We start from the raw sequence: 12,282 nt of genomic DNA on the forward strand, positions 1-12,282 counted from the left end.
GGCAAAAATCCCATTGCCGAAGGCAATTTTCAATGGATTTTTGCCCGTAACTGTGAGGGTACTGAACAGTTACGATCTGAGATGCAGAAAAGAGAGGCGGCTATGATAAGATATCTGGATAATCAGGAAAAAAGCCTGACAAAGGATTTATGGCGGGAGGCATTCCCGGAGGATTCTGAGGATTTTCTGGATTACTATGATCAGGAGAAAATGAGCAGGAACCAGGTACTGGTCCGGGAGGAGGATGGTGTTATCCAGTCGATGCTTCACCGGAATCCTTACCGGCTGCAGGTGCGAAATGTCTGCTGGAATGTGGATTATATTGTGGCGGTAGCCACCCGGTCGGATATGCGCCACCGCGGTTACATGCGCAGCCTGCTGATCAGGATGATGACAGACATGCGGGCGCAGCAGATGCCGTTCTGTTTTCTGATGCCGGCGGCAGAAGCCATTTACACGCCGTTTCAGTTTGCGTTTATTTATGACCAGCCGGTCTGGAAGCTGAAAGAAAATGCAGAGCTGGAGCGTATTTCTATAGAAGAAACAGGAGCTGCAGAGGAATGTGTGGATGCAGATGCACAGCAGAAAACGGTGCAGCAGATAGCCGACTGGATGCAGCACTGGCTGGAGCAGCGCTATGAGGTATTCGCGAAACGGGACGATGCTTATGTAACCAGCCTGCTCCGGGAAGTGAAGAGTGAACTGGGAAGCCTGGATCTTCTTTATGACCAGAAACAGCTTGTGGGGGTACAGAGCATCTGGGGACGCGAGGAAAAAGAACAGCGCCTTTTGTATACAGAAGATGGATATTCTGAGCTGGAAAAGGAAAAGCCAGCCATCATGGCACGAATTATTACCCCGGAGACCTTTGTACCGGTGGTCCATTTGAAAGAAAACGCAGAAGCGGAGCAGCTTACCGTTTGTCTGGAACTGGAGGACCCGCTGATTCCGCAGAATGATGGACGGTTTATCTGGACACTGGATCATGCTGGATCCCAGCTTGAGAAACTGACGGGACAGATCGGAACCATGGAAGAGGCACTGGCACAGACAGAATGGGAAAATGACCGCGTGCTGCATTTGAAAATTGAGGAGCTGACACAGTGGCTGTTTGGTTACCATGTGCCGGAGGTTGTAAAGCAGTATGCCGGGGCAGAGCAGATTGATGTATTGAGCCGGATCTTCCTGGATGAGGTTGTGTAGACAGATTGGAACAGGTTTTAAAACGAAAGGAGCGGGAATGATGGACCAGATTATGACGGAACGTGTGAATCAGCTGGAGCAGTGGATTCAGGAAAGCGATAATGTGGTATTTTTTGGCGGCGCGGGTGTTTCCACGGAGAGCGGAATCCCAGATTTTCGCAGCGTGGACGGACTTTACAATCAGCAGTATGCTTATCCACCGGAGACCATTATCAGTCACAGCTTTTATCGGAGAAATCCGGAGGAATTTTACCGGTTCTATAAAAATAAAATGCTGTTTCCGAATGCGAAGCCCAATGCGGCGCACCGGGCGTTAGCGAAGCTGGAGCAGCAGGGAAAGGTTCGCGCGGTTATTACCCAGAACATTGACGGACTGCATCAGGCAGCCGGAAGCCGGGAAGTGCTGGAACTGCACGGTTCTGTCCACCGGAATTACTGTACCCGCTGTGGAAAATTCTTTGATCTTGCCGCGATTCTGGGGATGGAGGGTGTGCCGCGCTGCGAGTGCGGCGGCATCATCAAGCCGGATGTAGTTCTCTATGAGGAAGGTCTGGATCAGACTACGCTGCAGAAGGCAGTGCGCTACATACAGGAGGCGGATATCCTGATCATTGGAGGAACGTCTCTGACCGTGTATCCGGCAGCAGGACTGATTGATTATTACCGGGGAAAGAAGCTGGTGCTGATCAATAAAACAGCAACTCCGATGGATGGACGGGCCGATCTGGTCATCAACGAACCGATTGGTGAAGTATTTGAACGCTTTTTGAAGGAGGGCGAATGATGTATCAGGCAGACGAGTCCCGTTATGACAAGATGAGTTACAAGCGCTGCGGAAACAGCGGCATCCTGCTTCCGCGGGTATCGCTGGGCATGTGGCAGAATTTTGGCGCGGAAAAACCGCTTTCAGAACAGAAAAAAATCATATTCCGTGCATTTGATCTGGGTATTACCCATTTTGATCTGGCAAACAACTATGGTGCGCCGAACATTGGAATGGCAGAGGAAAACTTCGGAAAGATTTTTGAGGAAAATTTAAAACCGTATCGGGAGCAGATTCTGGTTTCCACCAAAGCCGGATACGATTTCTGGCCGGGACCGTATGGAAACTGGGGTTCCAGAAAGTATCTGATGTCCAGTCTGGACGCCAGCTTAAAACGCATGAAGCTGGATTATGTGGACATTTTCTATCATCACCGTCCGGATCCGGAGACTCCGCTGGAGGAGACCATGGGTGCGCTGTCGGATATGGTTCGGCAGGGGAAGGCACTGTATGTGGGAATTTCCAATTACCAGGCAGAGGAAGCAGAGCGGGCGATACAGATCCTGAAGGCAAACGGAACGCCGTGCCTGCTTCATCAGGCCAGATACAACATGTTTGAGCGCTGGCCGGAGCAGGGGCTGTTTGATGTGCTGGCTAAAACGGGAACCGGCTGCATTGCTTACAGTCCGCTGGCCCAGGGAGCACTGACAGACCGTTACTTAAATGGAATTCCGGCAGATTCCCGGGCATCCCGCCAGGGAACTACCGTAGGAAAACGGTATATGCATGAGGAACAGCTTGAAAAAGTGGCAAAGCTGAACGAGGCTGCGAAAGAGCGCGGGCAGAGCCTGGCGCAGATGGCCCTGGCCTGGGTACTGCGCAGAGATGAGGTGGCCAGTGTCCTGATCGGCGCAAGCCGTGTCAGCCAGCTGGAGGACAATGTGGCCGCACTGGAGAAGCTGGAGTTCAGTACAGAAGAACTGGCGAAGATCGATGCAATCCTTGGAAAAGATCCAGGTCATATGATCCGGTAGAAAATTTGCGGAAAGAATTGCAGGAGACAGATGAGGACCGCCGAAAACAGCAGGAACGAGAAAACCAGCAGTTTGCGGAATGGGGTACGTCGGGCAGCTGGAATCGGGCTGAATGACAGAACTGGGAAACAGAAGAAGAGAAATGGGAGCAATATATGGATCAGAAATGGAATTTTGAAGTGGGTGATGTCGTGAAACTGAAAAAGCCGCATCCCTGCGGAAGCCATGAGTGGGAAATTCTGCGGATAGGCGCGGATTTCCGGCTGAAATGCATGGGCTGCGGTCATCAGGTCATGACCGAGCGTAAGATGGTAGAGAAAAATGCCCGGGGCCTGACGAAGGCAGCGGAGAAGCAGCAGGGATAACCGCAAAAAAACTTGCAAAAACCGCGAAAAAGTGCTTGCTTTTATGCGGTAAGTCTGCTAAAATATTTATCCGTGACACATTAAAATCCTTGCTCTTGAAACTGAAGTCAAGGGCCAGAGACCACAAGGAGGTAAAGCAATGAACAAATACGAATTAGCAGTTGTTCTGAGCGCAAAACTCGAAGACGAAGAGAGAGCTGCAGCACTGGAGAAGGTACAGGGTTATATCACCCGCTTCGGTGGCACTGTAACAGGCGTTGATGATTGGGGCAAGAAGAGACTTGCTTACGAGATTCAGAAAGCAAAAGAGGCTTTCTACTACTTCATCAAGTTCGAGTCTGAGAACTCTGACTGCTCTAACGAAGTGGAAGCACACATCCGCATCATGGAGCCGGTTGTCAGATATCTTTGCGTAAAGCAGGACGAGCAGTAAGTAATAGATAACGACCAGCTTAAAAAAGGAAGAGTGATGGTATGAATAGAGTAATCCTTATGGGAAGATTGACCAGAGACCCGGAAGTTCGTTACACCCAGGGAGAGCGTTCCATGGCTGTTGCGAGATACACCCTTGCAGTGGACCGCAGAGGACGCCGCAACCAGGACGGAAACGAGCAGACTGCCGATTTTATTAACATCGTGGCATTTGACAGAGCAGGCGAGTTTGCAGAGAAGTATTTCCGTCAGGGGATGCGTGTACTGGTGTCCGGACGTATCCAGACTGGCAGTTACACCAACAAAGAAGGTCAGCGTGTTTATACCACAGACATCATCGTAGATGATCAGGAGTTTGCAGACAGCAAAAACTCTGCAGGCGGAAACGGCGACAACGGCGGTTACGGCTATCAGCCGACCTCCAGACCGGCTCCGACCAGCGCAATTGGCGATGGCTTCATGAACATCCCGGATGGTGTGGAAGACGAAGGACTGCCGTTTAACTAAATCGGATTTAGCTGAAACGGCACGAATCATTTGAAGAAGGAGGCAGTACCAATGGCATTCAATAAGACTGATAAAGCAGATGGCGCTAAGGTAAGAAGAGGCGGCATGCGTAGAAGAAAAAAAGTTTGTGTATTCTGCGGCGATAAGAACGGCGTAATCGATTACAAGGATACCAACAAACTGAAAAGATATGTATCTGAGAGAGGTAAAATTCTTCCGAGAAGAATTACCGGTAACTGTGCTAAGCACCAGAGAGCTCTGACCGTTGCTATCAAGAGAGCACGTCACATCGCTCTGATGCCGTACACCATGGAGTAATCCACAAGATACGGAATAAGAATTCAGAAAGAGGCTTTATGCAGGAAACTGTGTAAGGTCTCTTTTTTCGTCTTACATTCCTCTTACGATTTGGCTGGAGCCGTTGAATATGCTATATGCCAGTGATAAAATAAGAAGAGACAAATAGAACAGACAGAAAAAGGAAGCGAGCAAGCATGGAAGTATTGATGGGAATATTTGTAAAGGCCTGTGTGGCGGTGGTTGTTGGAGTAATCTGCCTGACTGGCCTGATTCTTTATTCGAAAAAGAAGGATCGGGAAGAGGCGCAGAGCGGGGAAGCTGGCAAAAACCATACGGATTCCGGGCATATGACATGCAGTGGTGACTGCAGCAAATGTTTTAGCCATTGTGGTTCAGAAAATATAAAACAGCAGCAGAAACAGTAATTGGTAATGAATTCAAATTTGAGGAGGGATTACACATGAAACTGAAACGACTGGCAGCAGCAACGGCAACTTTGGTGATGGTACTTACCGTGCCGGCTTATGCGAATGATGCAGATGCGGTGGCGGTATATGAGGAGATGAACCAGAAACAAAAAACTCTGACGGATGTGAACGCTTACTATGATTTTAATATAAGCACCAAAATGGATGCTATGCAGATGAGCAGCCGCCTGGAGATGAATATGAAAGCAAATCACATTACAGAGCCGGAGCATCTGCGTATGAACAACTACATGCGTATGACCATAGGGCAGTTCTCAAATGGAAATGAAGCAGAGGGTCCAGCGGGAAAAAGTGATTCCATAGATTTAAGTGGTACTCCGGTCACGGGAAATATGTACTATGAAAATGGTATGTATTACATGGACATGATGGATCAGAAAATCAAACAGCCGATGCCATTGGAGCAGATGATGAAAAGCATTCAGCAGATTCCGGGCATGGAAAATGGCGGCCTGGATTACATTCAGAATCTGAAGCTTCGCACAGAGGGCGAAGACCGGATCCTGAGCTATACCATGGATGCCGGGAAAATGAATTCACTGCTTGATCAGGTGATGGGAATGAGCGGAATGTCTGCGGTGGCTCAGAGCGGCGCACAGGTAAGCTATGATGCCATCAGCGGTGAATTTGTTATAGATCCGGATGGCTACTGCAAAAAGAGCAGAATGAAGATGGGTATGACAATGACCGTGGCTGACCAGACCGTGAGTGTGACGATGGACGGTGATGTGGGTTATGCAGATCCGGGACAGCCGGTGGAATTTGCGACACCGGATTTAAATGGATATCAGCTGCTTGAGATACAGTAGAAACCAGGTACAGAGAAAGCTGCGCATCAAACGAACAGAAGAAAATTGGAAAAGAAAACGCCGAAAGTGCTGACATATGGCCGCGCTTTCGGCGTTTCCTGTGTTATGGATTAAAATGCAGGTGTGTTATTCTTCACTTTTTTTGGTGGGTGTACCCGGTGTTACGGCAATTCCGTTTACCTCCACGCCGCCGTCAATGGCAATAACCAGGCACTGGCGGCCGTCAATCTCGCGGGTTTCGATTAAGTCGGTGCGGTCTGGATTGACCTTGATGATGACATCCGGGGTCTTGACCTCGAAGGCGCGGGTGTTGGCAATATTACTTGCGTAAATGGAAGCCTTTTCACCGGCGGTTTCATCGAAGTTCTGGTCAAAGGACTCCAGCTGTTCTTCCTCGATGCCGCTGTGCTCAAGAAGATTGCGGACCTGGTATTTGTCGAGAACAAGAGGTTCCGGCTCATCCTTGTGTTCTTCAATCAGTTCGCTTAAATTCTCGTGGATGGTCTTTACCGTCTCGTAGTCGCAGGCATCCCCCAGGGTCTCCTCAATAATAGTCTGGAAGGATTCTTTCTGGTAACCGGCCGGGAGCGGCAGCGGGCAGCCAAGCATTTGCTCAATGAAAGCGTCGTGCAGGTCATCGCTGTCTTTGGAGTAGTACAGGGTGCTGTGCAGGTCAGTGGAGCGGTCGTTGAAGGCCGGGAACAGGAAGCCAAGCTGCGGCATCTGAACGACCCAGTCACGGATACGGTTCTGGAAGCTGCCCTCCAGTTCATTGTAGCTGAGACCCGGTTTAGAGAGGTCTACCGGGCAGATGGAGCAGAGAATGTAGCTGTAAACCTCATCGGAAGCATCCTCCATCTCAATACCGTCGGAAGTCTTTCCCGGAATATCGTAGGCATCGTGGATTAGCAGGATCAGGTAGTTGCCCACGTAGTCGTAATTTTCAATGATGCGGTCATAAAAGGCATCTAAGAGGGCGTCGTCCTGCAGGCGGCTGTTGCGCAGCTTTAACAGAAATTCGTGAGGGCCGCCTTCTTCCTCGGCTGCCAGTGGAAACTCCAGGTTAATGAGATTTTTTCCCAGTGTGCCGGACAGATTCTTGCGGAGCAACTCAAAATACTTGAACATATCTTCTTCCGGGAGGGATAAAAACGCCTCCTTAAATTCTGCTTTTTTATTCTTTTCGCCGTCCACGTAGCAGCCGCAGATGCGGGAGATGGAGCAGTTGGCCGGGGTGAACTGGCGCTTGATCTCAGCAATTTCTTTCTTTATCATAAGGTGTCTCTCCTTTGTATACATGGTAAATCATCAATTCGGAGTTCTATTTTATCACAGAAACAGATTTAGATAAAGAGAAATCCATCGGCGGCCTGCGCAACATGCGAACAGTAGACGAAATAAGGCAGCTATGGTATAATCGGAAGATAGGCGGCAGCAGAAAAGCTGCCTGCAGCGGCAGATCCCTTCGGATCTGATAAGGAGAAAACGTATGAAAGAGAACATAAAGGTTCATGGGCAGCTGAGAGGTTACCTAAGCTGGCCCCTGCTTCTTTCCCTGTTTATGGTCTGCGCCAACATCGCGGCCGGGTGCGTCAGCCACATTGGCGGGCTGGTTATGCTCCCCTTCACGATTGGCTATCTGGGCGTTGCCATGTGGATCTTCTTTTACAGCAAAAAGCGGATTCTGGGCGGTCTGGTGGACTTTTCAGCGGAATATGCATGGATCCAGAAGCAGCTGCTTACGGGACTGGCCCTGCCTTACGCGCTGGCCGATGAAGACGGCAGGATTGTCTGGGCCAACGACGAATTCCGGGCAGTCACGGCCCTGGAAAAAGGAAACTGGAAGAATCTGCTTACCATGTTTCCGGAAGTCACCAAAGATGATCTGGCAACGGATGAGGATCCGGTCAAGGTGCATACTGTGTTTGGAGAGCGTCGGTTCCGCATGGAGCTTCAGCCAATCTATGTGAGCAGTTCCGAGCAGGAAGAAATTCAGGCAGTCATCAGCCGTCAGAAGCTTCTGGCAGTATATCTGTTTGATGAAACCGAGATTCTGCGGTGTCGTCAGCAGATCACCGATGAAAAGATGGTGGCCGGAATTATTTATCTGGACAACTATGACGAAGCACTGGAGAGTGTGGAAGAGGTGCGCCGTTCCCTTTTGACTGCGCTGATCGACCGTAAGATCAATAAGTACATTGGCGCGGTGGATGGTATCTTAAAGAGCATTGAAAAGGACAAGTATTTCTTTGCCGTGAAGCAGAAATACATGGAACAGATGCAGGAGGAACGCTTCTCCATTCTGGAGGATGTTAAGACCGTCAACATTGGAAATGAGATGGCTGTTACCTTAAGTATCGGTATCGGCATGAACGGGGACAGCTATGCGCAGAATTACGATTCCGCACGCGTGGCAATTGATATGGCCCTTGGCCGCGGAGGCGATCAGGCAGTTGTAAAAGATGGAAGCCGCATTCAGTATTATGGAGGCAAATCCCAGCAGCAGGAGAAATCCACCCGTGTCAAGGCCCGTGTTAAGGCACATGCCATGCGGGAGCTTATGGAGACAAAGGACCGCATCCTGATTATGGGACATAAGTTAAGCGACAGCGACGCGTTTGGTTCTGCTATCGGTATTTACCGCATTGCCACGGCACTGAATAAAAAAGCTCATGTCATTATCAATGAAGTGACCACATCCGTTCAGCCGATGATGAACCGGTTTCTGGATAACCCGGATTATCCGGAGGATCTGTTTTTAACTGGTGCACAGGCGGCAGAGCTGGTGGATGCCAGCACTATGCTGGTTGTGGTAGATGTAAACCGGCCCAGCATTACGGACGCGCCGGAGCTTTTAAAGCTGGTGAAGACCATTGTCGTGATGGATCATCACCGCCAGAGCAGCGAAGTCATCAGCAACGCAGTGCTCTCTTACGTGGAGCCGTATGCGTCTTCAGCCTGTGAGATGGTTGCGGAGGTGCTGCAGTACATTGCGGACGGCATTAAGATTAAATCTGCGGAGGCAGATGCCATGTATGCCGGCATCGTCATCGATACAAACAACTTTACCAACCAGACCGGTGTGCGCACGTTTGAGGCGGCAGCGTTCCTGCGCCGCAACGGAGCCGATGTGACCCGTGTGCGCAAGCTGTTCCGGGATGATATGCAGGATTACAAGGCAAGGGCAGCAGCAATTTCCTCCGCGGAGATTTACCGCGAAGCATTTTCCATCGGCGTATGCCCGTCGGAAGGACTTCCGAGCCCGACCATTGTCTGCGCGCAGGCGGCAAATGAACTGCTTGAGATTAAGGGAATCAAGGCTTCCGTGGTCATGACAGAGTACCACGGCCTGATCTATTTGAGCGCCCGCTCCATTGACGAGGTCAATGTTCAGGTCATGATGGAGAAACTGGGCGGCGGCGGACATCGTACCATTGCCGGGGCACAGCTTTCCGGCATCAGTATGGACGAAGCCAAAGACCGCGTGAAAGCGGTTATCGATGAGATGTTACAGAAGGGAGATATATCATAATGGAAATCGTATTATTAGAGGATGTTAAGGCATTAGGAAAGAAAGGCCAGATTGTAAAGGTCAATGACGGATACGCAAGAAACTTTATCCTGCCGAAAAAGCTGGGGGTTGAGGCAACCTCCAAAAACTTAAATGACTTAAAGCTTCAGAAGGCAAACGCCGCAAAGGTAGCGGCAGAGCAGCTGGCAGCAGCAAAAGAGCTGGCAGAGCAGATTGAGAAGGTTTCCGTGACCCTGAAGATGAAAGCCGGAGAGGGCGGCAAAGCGTTTGGCTCCATTTCCAGCAAGGAGATTGCGGCAGCGGCAGCAGATCAGTTAAAGCTGGATATCGACAAAAAGAAACTGGTTCTTCCGGAGCCGATCAAGACCTTCGGAAACCATGAGGTTCCGGTAAAACTTCACAAGGATGTAATCGCGAAGCTGACAGTCAAAGTAACGGAGGCGTAAGATTTTATGGATGAGGCATTGATGAAGCGTGTGCTTCCCCACAGTGTGGAAGCGGAGCAGTCGGTAATCGGCTCCATGTTGATGGACAAGGATGCCATCATTGCCGCATCGGAAATCATCACGGCATCGGATTTTTACCAGCAGCAGTACGGCATTATGTTTGAGAGCATGGTGGAGCTGTTCAATGAGGGCGCTCCGGTCGATCTGATTACCCTGCAGAACCGTCTAAAAGAGAAGGATGTTCCGCCGGAGGTCAGCAGCCTGGAATTTGTGCGCGACATCATTACCACGGTGCCGACCTCGGCCAATGTCCGCTCCTACGCGAACATCGTGTACGAGAAATCCGTGCTGCGAAAGCTCATCAAGGTCAACGAGGAGATAGCCAACACCTGTTACGCGGGTAAGGAGCCTCTGGAGCAGATTCTGGCGGGAACAGAGAAGACTATTTTCGACCTGCTTCAGAACCGGAACTCCGGTGACTTTGTGCCGATCCGCCAGGTGGCGTTAAATGTCTTGGAAAAGATCGAGACGGCATCCAAGAGTCAGGGTACTGTGACCGGTATCCCGACGGGATTCATTGATCTGGATTACAAGACCTCAGGCATGCAGCCGTCCGACCTTGTGCTGATTGCGGCGCGTCCGTCTATGGGTAAGACGGCTTTCGTCTTAAACCTGGTAGACCATGTGGCAGTCCGCAAGGGCTTGCCCTGCATGATCTTCAGCCTGGAGATGTCCAAGGAGCAGCTGGTCAACCGTATGCTGGCCATGGAGTCCAACGTAGACGCCCAGAAGCTTCGTAACGGTAATCTGACGGACTCGGACTGGGATGCTATTGTGGAAGGTATCGGCGTCATCGGCAATTCCAAGATGATCATTGACGACACGCCGGGTATCTCCATCACGGAACTGCGTTCCAAGTGCAGAAAGATGAAGCTGGAATACGGCCTGAGTATGGTCATCATCGACTATCTGCAGTTGATGACGGGCAGCGGCGGCAAGAGCAGTGAGAGCCGCCAGCAGGAGATCTCTGAGATTTCCCGTTCCTTAAAGGCCCTGGCCCGCGAGATCAACGCGCCGGTCATTGCCCTGTCACAGCTGAGCCGTGCCTGCGAGACCCGAACCGATCACCGTCCGATGCTTTCGGACCTGCGTGAGTCCGGAGCGATTGAGCAGGATGCCGATGTGGTAATGTTCCTTTACCGTGACGATTACTACAACAAAGATACCGATACCCCGAACATTGCGGAGGTAATCATAGCCAAACAGCGTAACGGCCCAATAGGAACCGTAAATCTGTTGTGGCAGCCGGAGTTTACCAAGTTTGTGAACCTGGCAAAGTAAAGTTCTGAATTCCAGAGCCGAATGTCTGGAAGGAGATGCAGCTGACATGCCGCATCTCTTTTTTTCTGCCCTTAAGCATAATTCTGAAGGACGATTCATACTATTTAAATAAGCTGTAATGAAATTATGAAAAGACCTTAAGGAGAGAAAAGGATGGCTGAAAGACGTTACTCCATATCCCAGGCGGGCAGGTTGGTGGGTGTGGAGAATCATGTGCTCCGTTACTGGGAGGACGAGCTGCATCTGGAGATACCGCGAGACAGGAAAAATCAACGGTATTATACAAAGCTGCATATTGAGATGTTTCAAAAGATCAATGAACTGAAGGAGAAGGGGTACCAGTTAAAGGCGATTGAGCCGGTGCTAAAGCGGATGCTGGCCGGGGAGAAAGATCTGGATTTAAATGAGGCGCTGCGGCAGAACGCCGTGGATATTTTGCGGCATGCCTCAGCCGGTGCGGTGCAGCTGGAGCCGGAAATGGCGTACCGCTATGCAGATACAGTGAAGGAAGCGCCGGGAACGGGATACCGCAATGCGGATGAGGCGAGGAAAATACCGGGAACAGGATACCGCAGTGTGGATGAGGCGGGGAAGGAGCCTGGAACGGGATATCGCAATGCGGACGCAGCGCCGGAAAAACCGGATGAGGGTGACAGTATGAATGAGGAGAGTGCGGAGAGGAATATGAATGGAGAGGGAAAGGCAGAGGTAGCAGCCAGAACGGAAGAAGAGCCTGCGGTAATGTCGCAGCAGGAAAAGCTGGAGCAGTTCCAGCAGCTCATGAATCACATCATCGGCAATGCCATCGGACAGGCTATGCGTCAGAATAATGAGGCGCTCAGCGAGGAAATCAGCCGTCAGGTGAATGACCGTATGGTGCAGGAACTGGAATATATGATGCGAATCAGTGATGAGAAAGAGGAGGAGCGCTTTAAGGCTCTGGATGAGACACTGCGGGCGCATCAGAAGGAAAATAAAGGAAAAGCGGAGGCAGCAGCGGCCCGGATGCCGTTTTTTCGAAAAAAGAAATTCGGGCGGAGTGGAAAAAAACTGTAATAGGAC

At 50.5% G+C, this 12,282-nt stretch carries 14 protein-coding genes; 13 read left to right on the forward strand and 1 reads right to left on the reverse strand.

From position 1 onward, the window contains the following. The first annotated feature begins 81 nt into the window (after positions 1–81). The 9 genes from WMO41_RS12300 to WMO41_RS12340 all read left to right on the forward strand — a co-directional run bounded on the left by WMO41_RS12300 (position 82) and on the right by WMO41_RS12340 (position 5,901). On the forward strand, positions 82–1,203 hold the full coding sequence (locus tag WMO41_RS12300; protein ID WP_349230007.1) for a GNAT family N-acetyltransferase: 1,122 nt from the start codon (positions 82–84) through the stop codon (positions 1,201–1,203). 52 nt (positions 1,204–1,255) lie between these two features. Then, complete coding sequence (locus tag WMO41_RS12305; RefSeq protein ID WP_494338463.1) at positions 1,256–1,987, forward strand: NAD-dependent protein deacylase; 732 nt, start codon at positions 1,256–1,258, stop codon at positions 1,985–1,987. After that, a complete protein-coding gene (locus tag WMO41_RS12310; protein WP_349230044.1) occupies positions 1,987–3,000 on the forward strand; it encodes an aldo/keto reductase in 1,014 nt (337 codons plus the stop codon). Before WMO41_RS12305 ends, WMO41_RS12310 begins: the two co-directional genes overlap by 1 nt. A gap of 155 nt (positions 3,001–3,155) precedes the next feature. Then, positions 3,156–3,365 (forward strand): DUF951 domain-containing protein, encoded by a 210-nt coding sequence (locus WMO41_RS12315; protein WP_349230008.1) that lies wholly within the window; start codon positions 3,156–3,158, stop codon positions 3,363–3,365. A 139-nt stretch (positions 3,366–3,504) separates the two neighbouring features. Further along, positions 3,505–3,798 (forward strand): 30S ribosomal protein S6, encoded by a 294-nt coding sequence (rpsF, locus tag WMO41_RS12320; protein ID WP_118534144.1) that lies wholly within the window; start codon positions 3,505–3,507, stop codon positions 3,796–3,798. A gap of 41 nt (positions 3,799–3,839) precedes the next feature. Next, the gene (locus tag WMO41_RS12325) at positions 3,840–4,304 is read left to right on the forward strand and encodes a single-stranded DNA-binding protein (protein ID WP_118534145.1); all 465 of its coding nucleotides are present in this window, start codon (positions 3,840–3,842) and stop codon (positions 4,302–4,304) included. 51 nt (positions 4,305–4,355) lie between these two features. Continuing rightward, complete coding sequence (gene rpsR, locus WMO41_RS12330; protein ID WP_118534146.1) at positions 4,356–4,622, forward strand: 30S ribosomal protein S18; 267 nt, start codon at positions 4,356–4,358, stop codon at positions 4,620–4,622. A gap of 176 nt (positions 4,623–4,798) precedes the next feature. Next, positions 4,799–5,029: a hypothetical protein gene (locus tag WMO41_RS12335; protein ID WP_177292171.1), complete on the forward strand. Its 231-nt coding sequence runs from the start codon at positions 4,799–4,801 to the stop codon at positions 5,027–5,029. Between the two features lie 35 nt (positions 5,030–5,064). After that, entirely contained in the window at positions 5,065–5,901 is an 837-nt protein-coding gene (locus WMO41_RS12340; protein WP_349230009.1) for a DUF6612 family protein, read from the forward strand. 126 nt (positions 5,902–6,027) lie between these two features. Here the strand turns inward: WMO41_RS12340 and WMO41_RS12345 are convergent, their stop codons facing one another. Beyond that, on the reverse strand, positions 6,028–7,176 hold the full coding sequence (locus WMO41_RS12345; protein WP_349230010.1) for a DUF4317 domain-containing protein: 1,149 nt from the start codon (positions 7,174–7,176) through the stop codon (positions 6,028–6,030). A 214-nt stretch (positions 7,177–7,390) separates the two neighbouring features. Here WMO41_RS12345 and WMO41_RS12350 point away from each other — a divergent pair, with 214 nt between their 5' ends. The 4 genes from WMO41_RS12350 to WMO41_RS12365 all read left to right on the forward strand — a co-directional run bounded on the left by WMO41_RS12350 (position 7,391) and on the right by WMO41_RS12365 (position 12,276). Then, the gene (locus WMO41_RS12350; RefSeq protein ID WP_349230011.1) at positions 7,391–9,433 is read left to right on the forward strand and encodes a DHH family phosphoesterase; all 2,043 of its coding nucleotides are present in this window, start codon (positions 7,391–7,393) and stop codon (positions 9,431–9,433) included. Continuing rightward, on the forward strand, positions 9,433–9,879 hold the full coding sequence (gene rplI / locus WMO41_RS12355) for a 50S ribosomal protein L9 (protein WP_349230012.1): 447 nt from the start codon (positions 9,433–9,435) through the stop codon (positions 9,877–9,879). The genes WMO41_RS12350 and rplI overlap by 1 nt, the downstream gene beginning before the upstream one ends. Positions 9,880–9,885: 6 nt before the next feature. Then, a complete protein-coding gene (gene dnaB, locus WMO41_RS12360) occupies positions 9,886–11,220 on the forward strand; it encodes a replicative DNA helicase (protein WP_349230013.1) in 1,335 nt (444 codons plus the stop codon). Between the two features lie 153 nt (positions 11,221–11,373). Then, positions 11,374–12,276, forward strand: coding sequence for a helix-turn-helix domain-containing protein (locus tag WMO41_RS12365; RefSeq protein WP_349230014.1), 903 nt, complete (start codon positions 11,374–11,376; stop codon positions 12,274–12,276). Positions 12,277–12,282 lie beyond the last annotated feature (6 nt).

The sequence above is a fragment of the Ventrimonas faecis genome, assembly GCF_040096075.1.
GTDB classification, from domain to species: domain Bacteria; phylum Bacillota; class Clostridia; order Lachnospirales; family Lachnospiraceae; genus Brotaphodocola; species Brotaphodocola faecis.